Origin of the sequence: Pseudarthrobacter sp. IC2-21 (genome assembly GCF_034048115.1) — a bacterium.
In the GTDB taxonomy this organism is placed as follows: Bacteria; Actinomycetota; Actinomycetes; order Actinomycetales; family Micrococcaceae; genus Arthrobacter; species Arthrobacter naphthalenicus.
Window position 1 is genome coordinate 2,005,350 of record NZ_CP139145.1, and the last position, 22,746, is coordinate 2,028,095.

Consider the following 22,746-nt stretch of genomic DNA (forward strand, 5'->3'; position numbering starts at 1 on the left):
AGTGGCAGATCCAGCAACATACAGGCCCCAGACGGGTGAAATTCCCACCAACCCCGGGGTATACCGGTTCCGCGATCCGCATGGCCGGGTTATTTACGTCGGCAAGGCCAAGAACCTTCGTTCCCGCCTGAACTCCTATTTCGCGAACCCGGCAGGACTGCTGCCCAAAACCCATGCCATGGTCCACGCGGCCAGCAGTGTGGAGTGGACCGTGGTGGGCAGCGAACTGGAATCCCTGCAGCTTGAATACACCTGGATCAAGGAATTCAAGCCCCGCTTCAACGTCGTGTTCCGCGACGACAAGACGTACCCCTACCTCGCCCTGACCATGAGCGAGAAGTTCCCCCGGGTGCAGGTCATGCGCGGGGACCGGCGCAAGGGTACCCGGTACTTCGGTCCCTATACCGCCGGAGCCATCCGGGAAACCATGGACACGCTCCTGCGGGTCTTCCCGGTCCGCAGCTGCAGCGCAGGGGTGTTCAAGCGGGCGCAGGCCAGTGGCCGTCCCTGCCTCCTGGGCTACATCGACAAATGCTCGGCCCCCTGCGTCGGACGGGTGACGCCGGAGGAACACCGCGTCCTGGCCGAGGACTTCTGCGCCTTTATGGGCGGGGAAGCCAAGCGGTTCATCTCCAAGCTCGAAAAGCAGATGGCCGAGGCGGTGTCCACGCTCGACTACGAGCGGGCGGCCCGGCTCCGGGATGACATCTCGGCCTTGCGGAAAGTCTTTGAACGCAACGCCGTGGTGCTCGCCGAAGACACCGACGCCGATATTTTTGCCCTGCACGAGGACGAACTCGAGGCCGCGGTCCAGGTCTTCCACGTCCGGGGCGGCAGGGTCCGCGGCCAGCGGGGCTGGGTGGTGGAGAAAGTGGAAGACTCCACCACTCCCGACCTGGTGGAGCACCTGCTCCAGCAGGTTTACGGCGAGGACAGCGACAGCCACGGCCGGCTGCCGCGCGAAGTCCTTGTCCCCGTGGCGCCCAGCAATGCGGAAGAACTGACCGAATGGCTGGGCGGTCTCCGGGGCGCGAAGGTGGACATCAGGGTGCCGCAGCGCGGGGACAAGGCCGCGCTGATGTCCACCGTGCGCGAGAATGCCGAGCATGCGCTGAAACTGCACAAGACCCGGCGGGCGGGTGACCTGACAGTCCGTTCCCAGGCACTCCAGGAGCTGCAGGAGGCCCTGGACCTGCCGGTGCCGCTGCTGCGCATTGAGTGCTATGACGTCTCCCACGTGCAGGGAACCAACGTGGTGGCCTCCATGGTGGTGGTCGAGGACGGCCTGCCCAAAAAGTCCGACTACCGCAAATTCTCTGTCACCGGGGCGGCGGCGTCCGACGACACGGCCGCCATGCACGACGTCCTGACCCGGCGGTTCCGCTATTACGTGGAGGACAAAACGGCGCAGGTCGAGGCCGCGGCACTCACCGGTCACCAGGCGGCACTGGATGCGGCAGGGGACGCCGCCGTCCTGGACACCACCACAGCGGCACCCCGGGCCAAGTTCGCCTACCCTCCCAACCTCGTGGTGGTGGACGGCGGCCAGCCCCAGGTGAATGCCGCGGCCCGGGCGCTGGCGGAGCTGGGCATCGACGACGTGTACGTGGTGGGCCTGGCCAAGCGGCTGGAGGAGGTCTGGCTTCCGGACAGTGACTTCCCGGTGATCCTGCCCAGAACGTCCCAGGGCCTGTACCTGCTCCAACGGATCCGCGACGAAGCGCACCGCTTCGCCATCACCTTCCACCGGCAGAAGCGCGGCAAGGCGATGACCCTGTCCGCGTTGGACGGGGTGCCGGGCCTGGGGGAGTCCAAGCGCAAGGCCCTGGTAGCCCACTTTGGCTCCATTAAGGGCGTGAAGGCGGCCACAGCGGAGGAGCTGACGGCGGCCAAAGGCATCGGCCCGTCACTGGCCAATGCCATCGTGAGCCACTTCAGCAGCGAGGACGCGGCCGGTGAGACGGTTCCGGCCATCAACATGACCACCGGCGAAATCATTGAAACCTAGGTAGGGTAAGGAGCGCAGGTTTCCGCCGACGCGGTTGCCTGCTGGATCTTGACAGGAACGGGGCAGGGCGAATGACAGACTCGACGGCGGAATCCGGGACGGGGCAGGACGGCATGACGCCGATCAAACCCGTCGAAGCGGAGCTGCTGGTGGTCACCGGTATGTCCGGGGCCGGCCGCAGCACCGCCGCGGACGCTCTGGAGGACCATGGCTGGTACGTCGTGGAGAACCTTCCGCCGCAAATGCTTGGCACCCTCGCCGAACTGGTCTCCCACGCGCCACAGTCCATTCCCCGCCTGGCCGTGGTGATGGATGTGCGCAGCAAGGGCCTCTTCGCTGACATGCGGGCCACCCTGGGTGCCCTCGCCGCCAGCGGGGTCACGTTCCGGGTGCTGTTCCTGGACGCCAATGACGACGTCCTGGTCCGCCGCTTCGAGCAGGGCCGCAGGCCGCATCCCTTGCAGGAGGGCGGCCGCATCCTCGACGGAATAGCAGCCGAGCGTGAGGTGCTGAAGGAACTGCGCGACAGCTCCGACGTCGTTCTGGATACCTCTGACTACAACGTCCACGGCCTGGCCACCGCCGTTACCGAACTCTTCAGCGAGACGGGGCCGGTGGCGCTGCGGCTCAACGTCATGAGCTTCGGCTTCAAATACGGGCTGCCGGTTGATGCCAACTACGTTGCCGACGTCCGGTTCATCCCCAACCCGCACTGGGTACCCCAGCTGCGCCCCCACACCGGGCTGGACAAGGACGTCAGCGATTACGTCCTCGAAGCCGAGGGCGTCAAGAATTTCGTGGACCGCTACGTGCTGGCGCTCGAGCCGGTGCTGGACGGGTACCGGCGCGAAAACAAGCACTACGCCACCATCGCCGTGGGCTGCACCGGCGGCAAACACCGCTCGGTGGCGGTCGCCGTCGAGCTGTCCAAGAAACTCGCGCAGTATCCCCGTGTCACCGTCACCACCACACACCGGGACCTGGGCCGCGAGTAATGGGGATGCTTACCGGGCCGCTGCCGCTGATACCGCTCACCAGCGGGACGGCAGGCGCCCAGCAGGACAAGGGCCCCAACGTGGTGGCGCTCGGCGGCGGTCACGGCCTGTCAGCTTCGCTGTCAGCCTTGCGCCTGCTCACCACCGAGCTGACCGCCATCGTCACAGTGGCGGACGACGGCGGGTCCTCCGGGCGTCTGCGCGAAGAGTACGGCGTCCTCCCGCCCGGCGACCTGCGCATGGCGCTCTCCGCGCTGTGTGACGACACCGACTGGGGCCGGACCTGGCGTGACGTGATGCAGCACCGTTTCCGGCCCGGGAAGGGCAACGGCGGGTCCCTGGATGACCATGCCACCGGAAACCTTCTCATTGTGACGCTCTGGGAACTGCTCGGCGACGCCGTGGCGGGCCTGAAGTGGGCCGGTGCGCTGCTGGGGGCGCGGGGCCAGGTCCTGCCCATGTCCACCGTGCCGCTCACCATCGAGGGCGACATCCGTGTCACCGCGCCCGACGGCGAATCGGTCCTCCGGACGGTCCGCGGCCAGGCGCGCTGCGCCGTGGCCGGTTCACTCGAGCACGTCAGGCTCCTGCCCGAAGATGCCCGTGCCTGCACGGAGGCTCTGACGGCGATCGAACTGGCGGACTGGGTCATCCTCGGGCCAGGCTCCTGGTACACCTCCGTGCTCCCGCATCTGCTGCTCCCCGAGATGCGCGACGCCCTCAGCGCGACGGCCGCCAAACGCTGCCTGACCATGAACCTGGCCACGGACACCAAAGAGACTTCGGGCATGACGGCGGCCGATCACCTCCACGCCCTGCGCCGGTACGCTCCGGACTTCAGCATCGACGTCGTTCTGGCCGATCCCGCCTCCGTGCCGGACCGGGAGGAGTTCGAGAAAGCTGCCGCGATGATCGGCGCCGAGGTTGTCTTGGGTAAAGTGGGGGCGTCGGGCCGCCGACCCGTCCATGACCCCCTGCGTCTGGCAGCGGCGTACCACGACATTTTTGGGAACAGTTAGGAAGGTGCCATGGCACTGACATCATCGGTCAAGGAAGAACTGTCCCGGCTGGACATCAAAAAGTCATCCGTGCGTAAGGCTGAGGTTTCGGCGATGCTCCGGTTCGCCGGCGGTCTGCACATCATCTCCGGACGCATCGTGATCGAGGCGGAAGTTGACCTCGCATCCACCGCCCGCCGCCTGCGCGCAGCAATCGCGGAGGTATACGGCCACCAGAGCGAAATAATTGTGGTGTCCGCCGGCGGCCTGCGCCGCGGCAGCCGCTACGTGGTGCGGGTCGTCCGGGACGGTGAGTCGCTGGCGCGGCAGACCGGGCTCCTGGACGGCCGCGGGCGTCCGGTGCGCGGCCTGCCATCAGCGGTGGTCAACGGTTCCGCCGCGGATGCCGAAGCCGTGTGGCGTGGCGCCTTCCTGGCCCACGGGTCCCTCACCGAGCCCGGCCGTTCGTCGTCCATGGAAGTCACCTGCCCCGGCCCCGAGTCAGCGCTGGCCCTGGTCGGCGCCGCCCGCCGCCTCGGGATCCAGGCCAAGGCGCGCGAAGTCCGCGGCGTGGACCGCGTCGTCATCCGCGACGGCGACACCATCGCCGCCCTGCTGACCCGGATGGGTGCCCACGACGCCCTCATGGTCTGGGAGGAGCGCCGGATGCGCAAGGAGGTCCGCGCCACCGCCAACCGGCTCGCCAACTTCGATGACGCGAACCTGCGCCGCTCCGCCCAGGCGGCGGTGGCTGCCGGCGCCCGGGTGGACCGGGCCCTGGAGATCCTCGGCGACGACGTCCCGGACCACCTCAAATACGCCGGCGAACTCCGCGTGGCCCACAAACAGGCCAGCCTGGATGAGCTGGGGCGGCTGGCTGATCCGGTGATGACCAAGGATGCCATCGCCGGCCGGATCCGCCGGCTGCTTGCCATGGCGGACAAACGCGCCATCGACCTCGGCATCCCCGGCACGGATGCCAATGTGACGCCTGAAATGCTGGACGAGTAACAGCACCCTAGAATCAGAGCGTTCACCATAATCTTCCGGATGCCCGTCATCCGGATGCACAATCCGAGAGTTAGAAAACCGGACGAACCCGTCCACGATATTGGAGGATTTTGTGACCGAGTACGTACTGCCCGAACTTGACTACGACTACGCTGCCCTGGAGCCGCACATTTCGGCGCGCATCATGGAGCTTCACCACAGCAAGCACCATGCAACCTACGTTGCGGGCGCCAACAATGCGCTGAAGCAGCTGGCCGAAGCACGCGACAAGGGCGACTTCGCCAATATCAACCGCCTTTCCAAGGATCTGGCGTTCCACACCGGTGGCCACGTGAACCACTCCGTGTTCTGGAAGAACCTCTCCCCGGACGGCGGCGACAAGCCTGAGGGCGAGCTGGCCGCTGCCATCGACGACGCCTTCGGCTCCTTTGACGCCTTCCGCGCCCAGTTCTCCGCAGCAGCCCTTGGCCTGCAGGGATCCGGGTGGGGCTTCCTGGCCTACGAGCCCATCGGCGGCAACCTGGTCATCGAACAGCTCTATGACCAGCAGGGCAACGTGGCGCTCGGCACCACGCCGCTGCTGATGCTGGACATGTGGGAGCACGCCTTCTACCTGGACTACGTCAACGTCAAGGCCGACTACGTCAAGGCTTTCTGGAACATCGTTAACTGGGCCGACGTCGCCAAGCGCTTCGAGGCCGCACGCACCAACGCCACGGGCCTCATCACCCTGCCGTAGTGACGCCGCGCACATGCGCCTGTAACAAACTTCACATTTCGGCGTGATTTTGGCTGGATTGTGGAAGGTCCGCCCCCGCACTTGCGGGGGCGGACCCACTTAAACGTAAGATGGATCACGGAAGGCGGTCAGCCTTCAGCAACGTGGCTGGTCGCCCTCCGTTCTGTTAATTATCTCTGCCCAATGGCGTGCGGGATCTGTTAGTTGGCTTCAACGCCCGCTCAACTAGTTGTGCTTTATCAAGCACCAAGGAGACTGAAAAAGTGACGACCCGTATTGGTATCAACGGCTTCGGCCGCATCGGCCGCAATTACTTCCGCGCAGCACTCGCACAGGGCGCGGACCTCGAGATCGTGGCAGTCAACGACCTCACCAGCCCCGAGGCGCTGGCACACCTGTTCAAGTACGACTCGGTCGGCGGCCGCCTGAAGGAAACCATCGAGGTCAAGGACGGCAACATCGTCGTTAACGGCAATGTGGTCAAGGTCCTCGCCGAGCGTGATCCGGCAAAGCTTCCCTGGGGCGAACTCGGGGTGGACATCGTCATCGAGTCCACGGGTTTCTTCACCAAGGCAGCGGACGCGCAGAAGCACATCGACGCCGGCGCCAAGAAGGTCCTGATCTCCGCCCCCGCCTCGGATGAGGACATCACCATCGTGATGGGAGTCAATGACAACCTGTACGACTCCGCCGCGCACCACATCATCTCCAACGCTTCATGCACCACCAACTGCCTGGGCCCGCTGGCCAAGGTGGTCAACGACGAGTTCGGCATCGAGCGTGGCCTGATGACCACCATCCACGCCTACACCGCTGACCAGAACCTCCAGGACGGGCCGCACAAGGACCTCCGCCGCGCCCGCGCCGCCGCGATCAACATGGTCCCCACCTCCACGGGTGCTGCCAAGGCAATCGGCCTGGTCCTGCCGGAACTCAAGGGCAAGCTGGACGGCTACGCCATCCGCGTCCCGGTCCCCACCGGCTCCGCTACCGACCTCACCGTCACCGTCTCCCGCGAGACCACCGTCGAGGAAGTTAACGCCGCACTGAAGAAGGCTTCCGAATCCGAGGCGCTCCAGGGCTTCCTCACCTATACGGATGAGCCCATCGTCTCCTCCGATATTGTGGGGGACCCGGCGTCGTCCATCTTTGACTCCGGTTTGACCAAGGTCATCGGCAACCAGGTCAAGGTTGTTTCCTGGTATGACAACGAATGGGGCTACTCCAACCGCCTCGTGGACCTGACGGAGCTTGTCGCAGCCAAGCTGGGCTAGGGTTAGACACATGACATTCCACACCCTCAACGAACTGATCGCTGAAGGTGTCCGCGGGCGGTACATTCTGGTTCGAAGTGACCTGAATGTGCCGCTCGACGGCTCTACAGTGACTGACGACGGCCGCATCAAGGCCTCACTGCCAGTGCTGACGAAGCTCACGGACGCCGGTGCCCGCGTGCTGGTTACAGCCCATCTCGGACGCCCCAAGGGCGCTCCGGACGACAAATACTCCCTCAAGCCTGCCGTGGCGCGGCTGGCGGAGCTCGCGCCGTTCAGTGTCACCCTCGCCGGTGACACAGTGGGCAGTTCCGCCAAAGAGTTGGCCGCCGGCCTGACGGACGGCCAGGTGCTTGTCCTGGAGAACGTCCGGTTCGACGCCCGCGAAACCAGCAAGGACGACGCCGAACGCGGCGCCTTCGCAGATGAGCTCGTGGCCCTGACCGGAGACAACGGCGCGTACGTTGACGACGCCTTCGGCGCAGTGCACCGCAAGCACGCCAGCGTCTACGATGTCGCCACCCGCTTGCCGTCCTACCAGGGCGACCTCGTACACACCGAGGTGGAGGTCCTGCGGAAGCTGACGGCTGACACGCAGCGGCCTTACGTCGTGGTACTCGGCGGCTCCAAGGTGTCCGACAAGCTGGCCGTCATCGACAACCTCATCGGCAAGGCAGACACCATTCTGGTGGGCGGCGGCATGCTGTTCACGTTCCTCGCAGCGGAGGGCCACGCTGTGGCCGGCAGTCTCCTCGAGGAGGACCAGATCCCGGTGGTCAAGGACTACCTCAAGCGGGCGGCCGATGCCGGCACGGAGTTCATTGTGCCGACGGATGTTGTGGTGGCAAGCAAATTCGCCGCTGACGCCGAGCATGAGACGGTCCCCGCAGACGGTATCGAGGGAAGCAGCTTCGGAGCACAGGGCATCGGGCTGGACATCGGCCCGGACTCGGCAGCAGCCTTCGCAGCGCGGATCAAGAGCGCAAAGACGGTCTTCTGGAACGGGCCCATGGGTGTCTTCGAGTTCGCCGCTTTCGCTGCCGGTACCCGGGCCATCGCCCAGGCGCTGACCGAGACGGATGCGTTCACGGTTGTTGGCGGCGGCGACTCCGCAGCGGCCGTCCGAACCTTGGGCTTTGCTGATGACCAGTTCGGCCACATTTCCACTGGCGGCGGCGCCAGCCTGGAATATCTTGAAGGCAAGGAACTGCCGGGACTGAGCGTCCTGGACCGCTAAGAAGCCGGGCTGCCAAGTCCTCCGGCCGGCAGGGTGCCGCGTGCACCCTGCCGGCCGCACACTTATCAAGACTTTTGGAGAACATGTGACAACGTCAACGAACGGCGCTTTTGACCGTAAGCCCCTCATCGCGGGCAACTGGAAAATGAACATGGACCACGTCCAGGGCATCACCCTCCTGCAGAAGCTGGCCTGGACTCTGTCCGACGCCAAGCACGACTACAACCGGGTGGAGGTTGCGGTGTTCCCGCCGTTCACCGATCTTCGCGGGGTGCAGACCCTGGTCCAGGGAGACGAACTGCAGATCGCCTACGGTGGGCAGGACCTGTCCCAGTTCGATTCCGGCGCCTACACCGGCGATATCTCCGGCCAGTTCCTGAACAAGCTGGGCTGCCGCTACGTGCTGGTGGGCCACAGCGAACGCCGCACCGTCCACAACGAGTCGGACGAGGTCCTGAACGCGAAGGTCAAGGCGGCGTACAAGCACGGCGTCACTCCGGTGCTGTGCGTCGGTGAAGGCTTGGAGGTCCGGCAGGCCGGTACCCACGTCGAGCACACCCTGACCCAGCTGCGGGCCGATGTTGCCGGTCTGACCAACGAACAGGCGGCTGATCTTGTCGTGGCCTACGAGCCCGTCTGGGCTATCGGCACCGGGGAAGTTGCGGGACCGGAAGACGCCCAGGAAATGTGCGCGGCCATCCGCGCCGAACTGGCCACCATCTTCGGCGATGACGTTGCGGGGAAGATCCGGCTGCTCTACGGCGGTTCGGTCAAGGCAAACAACGTTGCCGCGATCCTGAACGAGCGCGACGTGGACGGCGTGTTGGTGGGCGGGGCCAGCCTGGACCCTGCGGAGTTTGCTAATATTGTCAGGTTCGAGAGTCACTTGCTGACAGAGTAGTTCCTCTGCAGCACCAGGCTCCCGTAAATCCAATCTTCTGAAAGGCCGTCGTGGACGTTCTTCATGTCATTCTGCAGATTCTCCTGGGCATCACCAGCCTTCTGCTGACACTGCTTATCCTGCTTCACAAGGGACGGGGCGGTGGCCTGTCGGACATGTTCGGCGGCGGTATGAGTTCCGGCCTGAGCTCATCGGGCGTTGCGGAGCGGAACCTCAACAGGTTCACCGTCGTCCTGGGTGTCACATGGGGCGTTGTGATCATTGCCCTTGGCCTGCTGATGCGCTTCAGCGGGGCCGGCGACTCCTAGAACTTCCAACGGATCGTGGTGCGGCACTGCCGCCACGGGGATCTCCGAACTAGACTGTGGCTGTTGGCTTCCAACAGCCACAGTTTCGTTTAAACAGCGTCGTTTAAGCAGCCAGGAGTTTCGATGGTCCATAGTGCGTCAGTGTTCCGCGGCACCCGCGTGGGTGTCACAGAAGGTACCGGTCCCAAGAACCAGTCCGAAACCACCTCAGGCGAAAGGCTGCCCCGGATCCAGGTCAGTTACTGGTGCGCCAAGGGCCATGAGACACAACTCGTTTTTCTGCGGCTGCCGGATGAACAGATCCCGTCCAGTTGGGACTGCCGGCGGTGCGGTGCCCTGGCCTCACGCGAGGGCCGGGAACCTGCTCACGATGAGCAGGCCGAAGAAGGCTATAAGAGCCATCTCGAATACGTTAAAGAGCGGCGCTCCAGCCAGGACGCCGAAGCGGTCCTGGCTGGAGCACTTGAAAAGCTACGCGCCCGCGGCGTCCTTCCGGACGAGTTGCTGAGGGACCCTTGAGGCGGCGTTTTCGTCGATAAGCCAGAGCGTGCGGGACGTGCCGCGGGGACCTGCCGCGGGAACCTGCACCGGGTTGGCACCCGCCAACGCGAGGCCAACGGCTCCGGCTTTGTCCTCGCCGGCCACAACCATCCAGACTTCGGCGGCTGTGTTAATGGCCGGCAGGGTAAGGGAAATCCGCTCGGGTGGCGGCTTCGGGGAGTTGCGAACGCCCACGACGGTCCGTTCCTTTTCCCGGATTCCGCCCTGCTCGGGGAACAACGAGGCCACGTGGGCGTCCGGGCCAACACCCAACAACACCACATCAAGCCGGGGGAGCTGCCCCGGTTCCTCGGGCCGGTCATCTGACATGTCCGCCGCGTGTTCGGCCGCGGCAGCTTCGCGCAGGCGGCGGGCGTAATCCTCGGCTGCTTCCTCGGGAGTGTCAAAGTCATCGGTGGATGCGGGCTGGTTGATCCTCGCCGGATCAACCGGGATATGCGCGAGCAGCGCATCAAAGGCCTGCTTGGTGTTGCGGTCCGGATCATCCGCGGCAACAAACCGCTCATCACCCCACCAAAAATTGACCTTCGACCAGTCCACCGCAGGCGCCGCCGGTGAGTCCGCCACGGCCTTCAGCGTACCGATCCCCACCGTGCCGCCGGTGAGCACCACTGTGGCCTCACCGTACTTGTCCTGGACATCCACCAGCTTGGTGATCAGGCGAGCCGCTATGGCCGCCATCAGGACGGACGAATCAGGGTGGATGCTTACTCTAGGCTCAACGCTCACTGGGCCGGACGCTCCTTAGATTGGTACGTGGAAGTCCAATAGTAATCACTTCGCCGAAGACTTCGTCGGGGTCGAGGCGGCGGAGTTCTTCGGCGAGGCAGTCTTTGAGGCTGCGGCGGGGCAGGGAGATGCGTTGGGCGGGTTGGCCGGGTTGGGTGAGTTCGGCGATGGTGGTCCCGGGGCGGTAGAGCTGGACGTCGCCGCTGCGGCGGGTGAGCCGGACGCGGCGGATGCCGGTTCCGGCGGGGTCCGCCACGATGGTCACGGGTGCGTCCAGGGCCAGGGTCAGCCAGGCGGCGAGCAGGATCGTGGAGGGTGAGTCGGAGGCGCCTTCGACCGCGACGGCGGTGACGGGGGAGGAATCGGTCTGGTCCAGGACGGCGGCGAGCTGGATCCGCCAGTTCGTGAGCCGGGTCCAGGCGAGGTCGGTGTCGCCGGCCTGGTAGGTGGCCCGGATGTTCTCGAGCGCTTTTTGGGGGTCCGGTTCGTTCGCGGAGTCGGTGATCCGGCGGTGCGCGATGCGTCCCACGGAGGTTTCGCAGGCGTTTTCCGGTGCGCCGTGCGGCCACCAGGCCACGATCGGGGCGTCCGGGAGCAGCAGGGCCGCGACGAGGGATTCGGATTCGTGCGCGAGTTCCCCGTAGCCGCGGAGCACGATCACTTCCGAGGCGCCGGCGTCCCCGCCGACCCGGATCTGGGCGTCGAGCCGGTTCGGGGCGTGCTCGCCGGCGTCGGCGAGCACGATGATCCGGCAGGGGTGTTCCCGGCTGGCTTCGTTCGCGGCCTCGATCGCTTCTTCCTCGAGCCCGGACCGGGTCACTACCACCAGGGTCAGGACCCGGCCCAGGGCGATCACCCCGCCCTGCTCGCGCAGGGACATCAGCTTTTTGGAAACCTTCGAGGTGGTGGTGTCCGGCAGGTCAACGATCATGGCCTTCTCCAGGTTCGTCCGTCACGGGCCAGCAGCTCATCCGCGCTGGCGGGTCCCCAGGACCCGGGGGCGTAGGGTTCAGGCTGTTCCTTCAGCCCGGCCCAGTAATCTTCGAACGGGTCCAGGATCTTCCAGGACAGTTCCACTTCCTCATGCCGCGGGAACAGCGGCGGCTCACCCAACAGCACGTCCAGGATCAGCCGCTCATAGGCCTCCGGGGAGGACTCGGTGAACGAGTGCCCGTAGCCGAAGTCCATGGTCACGTCCCGGACTTCCATCTGGGTGCCCGGGACCTTGGACCCGAACCGGATCGTGGCCCCCTCATCGGGCTGGACCCGGATGACCACGGCATTCTGCCCGAAGTCATCCTCGCCGTGATCGCGGAAGAGCAGGTTCGGGGCGCGTTTGAACACCACCGCGATCTCGGTCACCCGCCGGCCCAGGCGTTTGCCCGCGCGCAGGTAGAACGGGACCCCGGCCCAGCGGCGGGTATGGATATCCACCCGGATCGCCGCGTACGTCTCGGTCGTCGAATCCGCCGGGATGCCTTCTTCTTCCAGGTAGCCCTGGACCTGTTCCCCGCCCTGCCAGCCGCCGGCGAACTGCCCCCGCGCGGAGTGCGCGGATAAATCCTCCGGGAGCTTGACCGCGGCGAGGACCTTTTCCTTCTCGGCCCGCAAATCATCGGCGTTGAACGAGATCGGTTCCTCCATCGCGGTCAGTGCCAGCAACTGCAGGAGGTGGTTCTGGATCACGTCCCGGGCCGCGCCGACCCCGTCGTAATACCCCGCCCGGCCGCCCGTGCCGATGTCCTCGGCCATGGTGATCTGGACATGGTCCACGTAATTCGCGTTCCACAACGGTTCGAACAACTGGTTCGCGAACCGCAGCGCCAGGATGTTCTGCACCGTTTCCTTGCCCAGGTAATGATCGATCCGGAACACCGCGTCCGGCGGGAACACCGACTCGACAATGTCATTCAGGGCCCGGGCCGACTCCAGGTCATGACCGAACGGCTTCTCGATCACCACCCGGCGCCACTTCTGCCCGTCGGCCTGCGCGAGGCCGTGCTTGGACAGTTGCCGGCAGACCTGCTCGAACGCCTTCGGCGGGATCGAAAGATAAAACGCGTGGTTCCCCCGCGTTCCGCGGACCTCATCCAGTTCCGCGATCGTCTCACCCAAACGCTCGAACGCGTAATCATCGTCGAACTCGCCCTGGACAAAACGCACCCCCTCGGCGAGCTGGTTCCAGACCGCTTCATCAAACGGGGTCCGGGCATGAGCCCGGACGGACTCCTCCACCTGCGCGGCGAACTCCGCATGGGACCAGGACCGCCGGCCGAACCCCACCAACGCGAAACTCGGCGGCAACAACCCCCGGTTCGCCAGGTCATACACCGCCGGCATCAGCTTCTTCCGGGCCAAATCACCCGTCACCCCAAAAAGGACCAACGAGGACGGACCCGCAATCCGGTTCAACCGGCGATCCCGCGGATCCCGCAACGGATTACGCCCGGACTTTCCGGATCGCAGCCCGGATGTTCTGCCGTGTTCAGTTTCTGGCATGGTTGCTGTGGAACCTTAGCTGTCGGTAACGGATGCGGACCGGGAGGCCAATGCTGCGATGATCTCCTGCAGCTGGGCGACGCCGGCGGCGCGGTCGGTGAGGTGCAGGCGCAGGACCGGGCGCCCGTGTCCGGCCAGAACCTGGGCGTCGCCCGCGGCCTGGGCGGCAATCAGTTCCCCGAACGTGAAGGGACGCTCCGGGATGGCCAGATCTTCCGCGGGGGCCGCCGTGACCTGGAGGAACACGCCGATCGCGGGACCGCCCTTGTGGAACTGGCCGGTGGAGTGCAGGAACCGCGGGCCCCACCCGAAGGTGACAGGGCGGCCGCTGACCTCGGCGAGCTGGTCGCGGATGCCTTCCAGGCCGGCGAAGGCCAGCCGGTCAAAGTACGCCTGGACGCTGAGGTAACTGTCGTCGTCGAGCGTGCCCAGGAGCGCACCCACGGCTTCCTCCGCCGTGGCCGCACCACGCAGCCAGTCACCGCCGCGGACCTCGATAACACCGTCCACAAACGCGGCCGGCGTGGGCTCGGGCTGCGCGTCAAGCAGTCCGCGGGCGGCCACCTTCGCCGCCTCCACGTCAGGCTGGTCGAACGGGTTGATTCCCAGCAGACGGCCGGCAACAGCGGTGGCGAACTCCCACACCATCATCTGCGTGGCCAGGCCCCCGGCGATGGCTACTTCGTTGGCACCGAGATCGACGTCGGCGTCCGCGGCTACCAGCCGGACCACCAGGACGTCGTCCGCCCCGGAGCTGACCTCCGGGGAGTTCGGGCCGGCCACCACCGGCAGGACGCCGGTGCCGAGCTTGCCCGTGGATTCGGCGATGAGCTGTTCGGCCCAGTCGGCGAAACCCACGATCCCGGACCCGTCCTCGGCAATGACGATCTTGTTCCGCAGCGGGCTGGTGCCGCCCAGGGCCGTCCCGAGAGCCAGACCAATGTTCTCGGGCGCGTCGTCATTAAGGACCTCGGCGGCTTCCTCGGCTTCATCCAGGAAGGCCTGGATGTCCACCCCGGCCAGCCCTGAAGGGACCAGGCCGAACGCGGTCAGGGCCGAGTACCGGCCGCCGACGTTCGGGTCCGCATTGAACACTGCCCGGTAGCCGGCCTCGCGTGATGCCGCATCCAGCGGGGAACCGGGATCGGTGACCACGATGATCCGGCTCTTCGCATCGACGCCGGCCTCGGTGAAGGCATGCTCGAAGATCCGGCGCTGCGAGTCGGTCTCCAGGGTGGAACCGGACTTGGACGAAACCACAATCGCGGTTTCGGCCAGCCGGTCCGCGAGGGCAGCACGGACCTGGTCCGGATCCGTGCTGTCCAGCACAGTCAGCTCGACGCCGGCGGTGCCGGCAATGACCTCGGGAGCCAGCGAGGAACCGCCCATCCCGCACAGCACGATCCGGGTCACGCCGTCGGCCTTCAAGGCATCGCGGAGCTCAAGGATGCCCGGCACCAACGCCTGCGAGACGGTGGCCGCCTCCACCCAGCCGAGGCGGACAGCGGACTCGGCCTCGGCGTCGGGACCCCACAGGGTGTGGTCCTTCGCGAAGATCCGGGTAGCAATGCGGTCCGCCACAAGGGTGGGAAGGTGCTGCTCGAGGGCCTGCTGCGCGGCGCCGGTAGCGTCGTAGCTGAGTGTGCTCATAGTGGGTTAGGAAGCCTTCCGTGCAGAGGCGAGCGCGCCTTCGACGTCGGCCAGCAGTTCTTTCCAGCTGGCCACGAACTTGTCCAGGCCCTCGGATTCGAGGAGGGCCACCACCTCGTTGTAGGAGATGCCCAGCCCGTCCAGGGCGTCCAGCGTGGCGTTGGCTTCGGCGTAGGTACCGGAGATGGTGTCACCGGTGACCACGCCGTGGTCGAACGTGGCATCGAGGGTCTTCTCCGGCATCGTGTTGACTACGCCCGGAGCGACGAGTTCCGTGACGTACAGGGTGTCCGGGTACGCCGGGTCCTTGACGCCGGTGGATGCCCACAGCGGACGCTGGGGCAGTGCGCCTGCCGCAGCAAGGACGGCCCAGCGCTCGGTGGCGAAGAGTTCCTCGTATACCTGGTAGGCCAAGCGGGCGTTAGCCACGCCGGCCTTGCCCTTGAGGGCTTTGGCTTCGTCGGTGCCGATCGCGTTGAGCCGCTTGTCGATCTCGGTGTCCACGCGGGAGACGAAGAAGGAGGCCACCGAGTGGATCTTCGCGAGGTCGTGGCCGTTCTCCTTGGCCTGCTCCAGGCCGGACTGGAACGCGTTGATGACGGCGCGGTAGCGCTCCAGCGAGAAGATCAGCGTCACGTTAACACTGATGCCCTCGGCGAGGGTGGCGGTGATGGCTTCCAGGCCTTCAAGCGTCGCCGGGATCTTGATGTGGACGTTGTCCTTGTTGACCTTCTTGTAAAGGTGCTTGGCTTCGGCGATGGTGCCGGCGGTGTCCCAGGCGAGGCGGGGGTCAACTTCGATGGACACGCGGCCGTCCACACCCTTGGTCGCTGCTGCCACAGGGGCGAACAGGTCGCAGGCGTCGGCGACGTCGGTGGTGGTGATTTCGAAGATGGTTTCCTCGACGGTGGCGCCTGCCGCTGCCTGGGCGGAGATGGTGGCGTCGTAGTCCGTGCCGGCCGTGATGGCGGCGTGGAAGATGGACGGGTTGGTCGTCACGCCAACCACGTTCTTCTCTTCGATGAGCTTGCGCAGGGTGCCCGTCTCGAGGCGGCTGCGGGAAAGGTCATCGAGCCAGATGGACACTCCGGCGTCGGAGAGCTGCTGTGTGGGGGTAGTCATGGTGTTATCTCCTGGAATCTTGGTTAGGCCTGCAGGCCTGCGAGGGAGTCCTTGGCGGCGGCGGCGACTGCCTCCGCGGTGATGCCGAACTCCTTGAAGAGGCGCTTGTAGTCGGCGGAAGCGCCGTAGTGTTCGAGGCTGATGGAGCGGCCGGCGTCGCCGACGAACTCCCTCCAGCCCAGGGCCAGGCCGGCCTCGACCGAGACGCGGGCCTTGACGGCGGCGGGCAGCACGGACTCGCGGTAGGCGGCGTCCTGCCTGGTGAACCATTCAACGCACGGCATGGAAACCACGCGGGCGGCGATGCCTTCGGCCTGGAGCGCCTCGCGGGCCTGGACGGCCAGCTGCACCTCGGAACCGGTGCCGATCAGGATGACGTCGGCCGGAACCGTGGCGCCGTCCTTCGACGCTTCCGCCAGGACGTAGCCGCCCTTGGCGACGCCCGCAACTGAACCGAACGTATCGCCGTCGGCCGCGCCTTCACCACGTGCGTAGGTGGGGATGTTCTGGCGGGTCAGGACGATGCCGGCCGGGTTGGAGTGGTTCTCCAGCATGGTCTTCCAGGCTGCGGCAACCTCGTTCGCGTCACCGGGGCGGACCACGTCCAGGCCCACGATGGCGCGCAGCGAGGCGAGCTGCTCCACCGGCTGGTGGGTGGGGCCGTCCTCGCCGAGGCCGATGGAGTCATGCGACCAGACGTAGATGGACGGGACGCCCATCAGGGCGGAGAGGCGGATGGCCGGGCGCTGGTAGTCGGAGAAGATCAGGAACGTACCGGAAAACGCACGGGTCCGGCCGTGCAGCGAGATGCCGTTCACGATCGACGCCGCAGCGTGCTCGCGGATGCCGAAGTGCAGGACACGGCCGTACGGGTTACCGGACCACGCGTCGGTCTGCTTGGACGCGGGGATGAACGACGGCGAGCCCTCGATGGTGGTGTTGTTGGACTCGGCGAGGTCAGCCGAACCGCCCCAGAGTTCCGGCATGACCGGACCCAGTGCGTTCAGGACCTTGCCCGACGCTGCGCGGGTGGAAACGTCCTTGCCGGCTTCGAAGACCGGAAGGGCAGCGTCGAGACCGGAGGGCAGTTCGCGGGCCTCAATGCGCTGCAGAAGCGCCGCGCCTTCAGGGTTGGCTGCCTGCCAGGCGTTGAAGGACTCTTCCCATTCCTTGTGGACGGCAGCTCCGCGGTCAACGACGGCTCGGGCGTGGGCCAGGACGTCCTGGTCCACGTCGAAGGACTTCTCCGGGTCGAAGCCGAGCACGGACTTCAGGCCTGCGACCTCGTCGGCGCCCAGGGCCGAGCCGTGGATCTTGCCGGTGTTCTGCTTCTTCGGGGCCGGGTAACCGATGATGGTGCGCAGCGAGATGATGGACGGCTTGGACGTCTCGGCCTTCGCGGCCAGCAGCGCGGAGTACAGTTCCTGCACGTCTTCGACGTATTCGCCGGTCTTGGTCCAGTCCACGCGCTGGGTGTGCCAGCCGTAGGCCTCGTAGCGCTTCAGGACGTCCTCGGTGAAGGAGATGTCGGTGTCGTCCTCGATGGAGATGTGGTTCTCGTCGTAGATCACCACGAGGTTGCCCAGCTCCTGGTGCCCGGCCAGCGAGGAAGCCTCGGACGTCACACCTTCCTGCATGTCGCCGTCGGAAGCGATGACCCAGATGGTGTGGTCAAACGGGGAGGTTCCCTCGGCGGCGTCGGCGTCGAACAGGCCGCGCATCCGGCGCTGGGAGTAGGCGAAGCCCACCGAGGAGGCCAGGCCCTGGCCCAGCGGGCCGGTGGTGATTTCCACGCCGGCGGTGTGCTTGTACTCGGGGTGGCCCGGCGTCAGTGAACCCCAGGTGCGCAGCGCTTCCAGGTCCTTCAGTTCCAGGCCGTAGCCGGAGAGGAACAGCTGGATGTAGAGGGTCAGCGACGTGTGGCCGGGCGAGAGGATGAAACGGTCACGTCCCAGCCAGTCCGGATTGCGGGGATCGTGGCGCATGAGCTTCTGGAAGAGAAGGTAAGCGGCCGGAGCCAGGCTCATGGCCGTACCGGGGTGGCCGTTGCCGACCTTCTCCACAGCGTCTGCGGCCAGGACACGGACTGTGTCCACCGCGCGCTGGTCCAAGCTGGTCCATGACAGTTCTTGCTCTTCCAAATGTGGCACGAAAACCGGGCCCCTCTCTATGCTGATGGCGGGACGGCGGATCCGGTCAACGGCACGCTGAGGTGCCGCTGCGGTGTACCAGCCGTTCACCATCGAAACGTGGATCTTTTTACTCAGACACTGGCCGCTGGAACGCAGTTTCCAGCGCGTTCTTTTGGTGTGCTGATCTGGTGACAGCTTAGCTCCATTCCATTCTGCGGGCGGCCCAAATCTCACGTTTTGGACGCAATTTCGCTTTATGTGAATGCGTGTTCCGTGAGGTTGAGTTAATCTGCTCGAATCGGACTGTGAGCGATCATCTGGGCTTATTGTGCGGGGATCTGGTGCAAAATGCGCACGGTATGATATTTGGAGGCTGACGCCGCGTTGCTGCGCCCTTCGGGTGCGTGCGCCTGCGGCGCTACCGGGATCCTGGACCGAGGACAACGGCGGGTTACCCGGGAACGACGGCCGCGAGATCCAGCTGTCCTGACAGACAGAACTGCCAACAAGAACGGGTGACTGCCACCGTGAGCACAACCGATACGCCGTTAAACGCCGCCCCCGTATGGGGGAGAGCCGGACTGGCCCGGAAGGCCAAGGCGTATTTCGCCCTCACTAAACCGCGCGTCATCGAGCTGCTGCTCGTCAGTACGTTGCCAACCATGATCTTCGCCGAACGCGGGTTCCCCTCGATCGGACTGATCCTGGCCACCCTGGTAGGCGGTGCTTTTGCCGCCGGTAGCGCCGGGGCCTTTAACTGTTACTTTGACCGCGACATCGACAAACTGATGCACCGGACCGAAAACCGGCCCCTCGTCACCGGTGAGGTGACCCCGCGGGAGGCGCTGATCTTCTCCTGGCTCCTCGGTGTGGCTGCCATCGCCATTCTCTGGTTCGGCGCCAACCCGCTCGCCGCCTGGCTCGGGGTGGCGGCGATCTTCTTCTACGTAGTCATCTACACGCTGATCCTCAAGCGCCGCACGGCCCAGAACATCGTCTGGGGCGGCGCCGCAGGCTGCTTCCCCGTGGTGATCGCGTGGGCAGCCGTCACGGAACGCGTGGAATGGCCGGCCATCATCCTGTTCATGGTGATCTTCCTGTGGACTCCGCCGCACTACTGGCCCCTGTCCATGCGCTACGGCGAGGACTACCGTAACGCGAACGTGCCCATGCTCGGCGCGATTGCGGGCGCCAAGGTGGTCTCCGTCCAGGTTGTCCTCTACGCCTGGGCCATGGTGGTGTGCTCCCTCCTGATGGTGCCGGCTGGCGGCGCGGGCTGGGTGTACACGATCACTGCCATCCTTGCCGGTGCCTGGTTCCTCTACGAATCACATGCCCTGTACAGCCGGGCCCAGCGCGAGGACATCCCGGATAAGCGGGCCATGAAGGTCTTCCACGGCTCCATCAGCTACCTGACCCTGCTGTTCATCGCCCTGGCCGTGGACCCCTTCATCGGATCCGCCATCGTCGGCTAAGCCACCCCGTCCCGGGGGCGGCCGGACCCTCTCTCACTTAATGTGGGTTTTCTTCCAACGCTCTCGCACTTTCCTTGGAAAGCACCTGACCCTCCTTCGACCTTCAAGGCGAGGGAGGGTCTTTCGCTGCCGGCTTGGAGTGCGCTGTCTTCCGCATTAAGTGAGAGAGCGTTCGGGAATTTAGCGCATTAAGTGAGAGAGCGTTGGAAACGGAAGTGCCACGGTCCGGGGGACCGTGGCACTTCGTCGTCCGGCATCCGGGCGCGCTACGCTGCCCGGCTGCGCGGGGGGGGGGGGGGGGGGGGGGGGCTACTTCGTCGGGCTGGAATGTGCGACGTCGGCCGCGTTGGTTGCTGCGCCCATCAGCAGTGCGGCGCCCAGCATGTGCGCCCCCACCAGCAGGGCGGGAATCCCGTTGTAATACTGAGTGAAGCCGATGACGGCCTGCAGCAGCGTCACTGCCAGCAGCAGAATGGCTGCCGTGCGGAACGACCCGGGTATCCGGCGCGTGAACACCAGCACGAGCGCGAACAGTGTTCCGGCAGTAACCAGGTAGGCCGGTACGGCGTGGATGTGCGAGAACAGGTCCCAGTCCAGCCCGTTACGCGGCGCGTCGGCATCTCCGGCGTGCGGACCGGCTCCGGTGACCACCACACCCAGCATGACTGCCAGGGCGGAGAACAACGCGACGGCGGCGGTCACCGGGCGCAGTACTCCCGGCAAGGCGGGCAACGTGGCGACCGCGAAACGCCCGGTCCGGCCGTATGCCCGGTTGACCAATAAGGTTGCGATGACTACCAGGGCCATGGACACCAGGAAGTGCAGGCCCACCACCCACGGGTTGAGGTTGGTCAGGACGGTAATGCCGCCGATGACTGCCTGAGCGGGGATACTGGCCAGCAGGCCCAGGGCCAGCAGGAACAGGTCGCGGCGCTCCCGGCGCAGGTTCCACAAGTAGACCAGCATCAGCACTGCAACGGCGGCCAGGGCGAAGGTCAGGAGCCGGTTGCCGAACTCAATGAAGCCGTGGATTCCCATTTCGGCGGTGTTGACCAGGGACGTGTCGGTACAGCGAGGCCAGGTGGGGCACCCCAGCCCGGACGCGGTCAGCCGGACCGCGCCACCGGTCACCACCAGCAGGGTCTGGCCAATGAGTGAGGCCACGGCAAGGCGGCGGACCCGGGCGTCGACGGTACGGGGCAGCCGCGATGTCAGGCGACCGGCAAACTCAGGGAGGCGTGAAGCCGTGCTCACGAATATCTCAATTCCACTTGAACCAACGGATGGCTGCAGCTCCGGCAAGGACTGTCCACAGCAGCAGTATTAGGGCGGCACCTGAATTAACGGTGCCGAAGAGAAAGTCCTCGCGCAAGGCCGCACCCAATGCGCCCGAGGGCAGGTAGTGCACGATCCCCTGGGCCAGGGCGGGCAGCCGGTCGGCCGGAATCACGATCCCGCCCAGCGCACCGAGCAGGATCCACAGGAGGTTGGTGATGGCCAGGGTGGCCTCGGGCCGGACGGTGCCGGCGACGAGCAACCCGAGGGCGGTGAAGGCAGCCGCGCCCAGGACGAGCAAGGCCAGGCCCGGCAACCAGGCTGAAGCGGGCGGGCTCCAGCCGAGGGGAAGAGCCACCGCTGTGACCACGGCAACCTGGATGGCCAGCACGGTCAGGACGGCCAGGACCTTTCCGGCAATGAGCCCGCCGCGGCCCAGGGGCGTTGTGGACAGGAAACGCAGGACGCCGTACCGGCGGTCGAACCCGGTGGCGATGCCCTGTCCCGTAAAGGCGGTGGACAGGGCGCAGAGCGCGAGGATGCCGGGGACCGCGATGTTGATGCGGGTGCCGCCAAGGCCGTCCAGGAGCGGCGTGACGGTCAGGCCAACGAGGGCGAGCAGCGGCAGGACCACCGCAAGGATGAGCTGCTCGCCGTTCCGGAGCATCGCGACAGCTTCGTATTTACCCTGCAGCATGATGCGCCGCATGAGGGGTGCGGGCTGTTGGCGCATCACCGGATCCGTGGTGCCGGTCATCGGACATCCTTTCCGGAAACATCCAGGAACACGTCTTCGAGGCTTCGCGCCGCAAGGCTGAGTGAACTGGGCATTACACCATGGGCGGCCCACCAGGCGGTGAGTGCGGCCAGGTCCTGGGCTGTGAGCGGCCCGTTGGCAATATAGCTGCCGGCACGCGTTTCGCGGACGGTAATGGACTCGGGAAGGACGCCGGAGAGGTTGAGACCGGCTTCGGCTTCGAAGAGAAGGGTACGGATATGCTCGCCGGACTCGACGGCAGGTTCCCTCTGAAGAAGCTGCGCCACCGTGCCCTCCGCGACGTTCCGGCCGGCGTCGATGATGTAAACGTAGTCGGCCAGCCGCTGGGCGTCGTCCATCAGGTGGGTGGTGAGGATGATTCCCATGCCCGCATCCCGCAGCTCCGCGATGAGCTCAAAAACCAACTGCCGCGACTGCGGATCCAGCCCTGCGCTGGGCTCGTCCAGGAACAGCACCTCGGGGTCGCCGATCAGTGCCGCTGCCAGGGCAAGCCGTTGCTTCTGGCCACCGGAGAGCCGGCGCACAGAGGTCCGGGCAAAGGATTCAATGCCCAATCGGTCCACGAGTTCGTCAACGGAGCGCGGTTTGGCGTACATTCCGGCAATATGGCGCAGAAGGGGAATGGGACGCGCCGACGGCGGGAGCCCGCCATCCTGGAGCATCACCCCGACGCGGGAGCGCAGGTCTGCCCCCGCCCGGCCGGGATCCTGTCCCAGCAGTGAGATGGTGCCGCCGGTGCGGGCCTGCAGGCCCTGGGCACATTCGATGGTGGTGGTCTTTCCCGCCCCGTTGGCTCCGAGCAGCGCGGTTACCTGGCCGCGTTCGGCGATGAGGGAGACGCCGCTGACCACCCGGAGCATCTTTCCATCCAGGCTGGCCAGCGGACCAACATCTTTTATCAGCCCGCTGATGGTCAGAACCGGGGATTCGGGGGATCTCACCCCAGCATTCTACGCGATGTAGTACTTGGCGGGTGGTCGGCGCCGGCGGCCGCCCGGAGCACAGGTCAGCCTCGCCTTACTGGAACGGGGGACTAAATTACGACATGATTGTG

20 protein-coding genes are annotated in these 22,746 nt (G+C 65.8%); 11 read left to right on the forward strand and 9 right to left on the reverse strand.

What is annotated here, in order from left to right; all coding sequences use genetic code 11:
- Position 1 precedes the first annotated feature (1 nt).
- The 10 genes from uvrC to SBP01_RS09275 all read left to right on the forward strand — a co-directional run bounded on the left by uvrC (position 2) and on the right by SBP01_RS09275 (position 9,990).
- Complete coding sequence (gene uvrC, locus SBP01_RS09230) at positions 2-2,008, forward strand: excinuclease ABC subunit UvrC (protein WP_320538201.1); 2,007 nt, start codon at positions 2-4, stop codon at positions 2,006-2,008.
- A gap of 71 nt (positions 2,009-2,079) precedes the next feature.
- The gene (gene rapZ / locus SBP01_RS09235; RefSeq protein WP_275215066.1) at positions 2,080-3,003 is read left to right on the forward strand and encodes an RNase adapter RapZ; all 924 of its coding nucleotides are present in this window, start codon (positions 2,080-2,082) and stop codon (positions 3,001-3,003) included.
- A complete protein-coding gene (locus SBP01_RS09240) occupies positions 3,003-4,022 on the forward strand; it encodes a uridine diphosphate-N-acetylglucosamine-binding protein YvcK (RefSeq protein WP_320538202.1) in 1,020 nt (339 codons plus the stop codon). Before rapZ ends, SBP01_RS09240 begins: the two co-directional genes overlap by 1 nt.
- A gap of 9 nt (positions 4,023-4,031) precedes the next feature.
- Complete coding sequence (whiA, locus tag SBP01_RS09245; protein ID WP_275215064.1) at positions 4,032-5,012, forward strand: DNA-binding protein WhiA; 981 nt, start codon at positions 4,032-4,034, stop codon at positions 5,010-5,012.
- A gap of 112 nt (positions 5,013-5,124) precedes the next feature.
- Positions 5,125-5,751 (forward strand): superoxide dismutase, encoded by a 627-nt coding sequence (locus tag SBP01_RS09250; RefSeq protein WP_275215063.1) that lies wholly within the window; start codon positions 5,125-5,127, stop codon positions 5,749-5,751.
- A gap of 263 nt (positions 5,752-6,014) precedes the next feature.
- Positions 6,015-7,025 (forward strand): type I glyceraldehyde-3-phosphate dehydrogenase, encoded by a 1,011-nt coding sequence (gap, locus tag SBP01_RS09255; RefSeq protein ID WP_275215062.1) that lies wholly within the window; start codon positions 6,015-6,017, stop codon positions 7,023-7,025.
- Positions 7,026-7,035: 10 nt separating this feature from the next.
- Positions 7,036-8,262 carry a phosphoglycerate kinase gene (locus SBP01_RS09260; RefSeq protein ID WP_275215061.1) on the forward strand — a complete coding sequence of 409 codons (1,227 nt, stop codon included), beginning with the start codon at positions 7,036-7,038 and terminating at the stop codon, positions 8,260-8,262.
- Positions 8,263-8,347: 85 nt separating this feature from the next.
- The gene (tpiA, locus tag SBP01_RS09265; protein ID WP_320538203.1) at positions 8,348-9,163 is read left to right on the forward strand and encodes a triose-phosphate isomerase; all 816 of its coding nucleotides are present in this window, start codon (positions 8,348-8,350) and stop codon (positions 9,161-9,163) included.
- A 50-nt stretch (positions 9,164-9,213) separates the two neighbouring features.
- A complete protein-coding gene (secG, locus tag SBP01_RS09270; RefSeq protein ID WP_164199881.1) occupies positions 9,214-9,471 on the forward strand; it encodes a preprotein translocase subunit SecG in 258 nt (85 codons plus the stop codon).
- 123 nt (positions 9,472-9,594) lie between these two features.
- On the forward strand, positions 9,595-9,990 hold the full coding sequence (locus SBP01_RS09275; RefSeq protein ID WP_320538204.1) for an RNA polymerase-binding protein RbpA: 396 nt from the start codon (positions 9,595-9,597) through the stop codon (positions 9,988-9,990).
- Here the strand turns inward: SBP01_RS09275 and pgl are convergent.
- The 6 genes from pgl to tkt are packed head-to-tail and all read right to left on the reverse strand — an operon-like array spanning position 9,943 to position 18,173.
- A complete protein-coding gene (gene pgl / locus SBP01_RS09280) occupies positions 9,943-10,713 on the reverse strand; it encodes a 6-phosphogluconolactonase (protein ID WP_320538316.1) in 771 nt (256 codons plus the stop codon). The genes SBP01_RS09275 and pgl overlap by 48 nt on opposite strands.
- A 37-nt stretch (positions 10,714-10,750) precedes the next feature.
- On the reverse strand, positions 10,751-11,692 hold the full coding sequence (locus tag SBP01_RS09285; protein WP_320538205.1) for a glucose-6-phosphate dehydrogenase assembly protein OpcA: 942 nt from the start codon (positions 11,690-11,692) through the stop codon (positions 10,751-10,753).
- The gene (gene zwf / locus SBP01_RS09290) at positions 11,689-13,260 is read right to left on the reverse strand and encodes a glucose-6-phosphate dehydrogenase (protein ID WP_320538206.1); all 1,572 of its coding nucleotides are present in this window, start codon (positions 13,258-13,260) and stop codon (positions 11,689-11,691) included. The genes SBP01_RS09285 and zwf overlap by 4 nt, the downstream gene beginning before the upstream one ends.
- 15 nt (positions 13,261-13,275) lie before the next feature.
- Positions 13,276-14,910 (reverse strand): glucose-6-phosphate isomerase, encoded by a 1,635-nt coding sequence (locus SBP01_RS09295; RefSeq protein ID WP_320538207.1) that lies wholly within the window; start codon positions 14,908-14,910, stop codon positions 13,276-13,278.
- A gap of 6 nt (positions 14,911-14,916) precedes the next feature.
- Positions 14,917-16,032 (reverse strand): transaldolase, encoded by a 1,116-nt coding sequence (tal, locus tag SBP01_RS09300; protein WP_320538208.1) that lies wholly within the window; start codon positions 16,030-16,032, stop codon positions 14,917-14,919.
- A 23-nt stretch (positions 16,033-16,055) separates the two neighbouring features.
- Entirely contained in the window at positions 16,056-18,173 is a 2,118-nt protein-coding gene (tkt, locus tag SBP01_RS09305; protein WP_320538209.1) for a transketolase, read from the reverse strand.
- A gap of 506 nt (positions 18,174-18,679) precedes the next feature.
- Here tkt and SBP01_RS09310 point away from each other — a divergent pair.
- Positions 18,680-19,639 carry a heme o synthase gene (locus tag SBP01_RS09310; protein WP_320538210.1) on the forward strand — a complete coding sequence of 320 codons (960 nt, stop codon included), beginning with the start codon at positions 18,680-18,682 and terminating at the stop codon, positions 19,637-19,639.
- A gap of 309 nt (positions 19,640-19,948) precedes the next feature.
- On the opposite strand, the gene SBP01_RS09315 is transcribed toward SBP01_RS09310, so the two are convergent.
- From SBP01_RS09315 to SBP01_RS09325, 3 genes are read right to left on the reverse strand one after another with little or no spacing between them, the layout of a single operon-like run.
- Positions 19,949-20,893 carry a COX15/CtaA family protein gene (locus tag SBP01_RS09315; protein ID WP_320538211.1) on the reverse strand — a complete coding sequence of 315 codons (945 nt, stop codon included), beginning with the start codon at positions 20,891-20,893 and terminating at the stop codon, positions 19,949-19,951.
- A gap of 7 nt (positions 20,894-20,900) precedes the next feature.
- Entirely contained in the window at positions 20,901-21,671 is a 771-nt protein-coding gene (locus tag SBP01_RS09320) for an ABC transporter permease (RefSeq protein ID WP_320538212.1), read from the reverse strand.
- On the reverse strand, positions 21,668-22,633 hold the full coding sequence (locus SBP01_RS09325) for an ABC transporter ATP-binding protein (RefSeq protein WP_275215049.1): 966 nt from the start codon (positions 22,631-22,633) through the stop codon (positions 21,668-21,670). The genes SBP01_RS09320 and SBP01_RS09325 overlap by 4 nt, the downstream gene beginning before the upstream one ends.
- Positions 22,634-22,746: the final 113 nt, after the last annotated feature.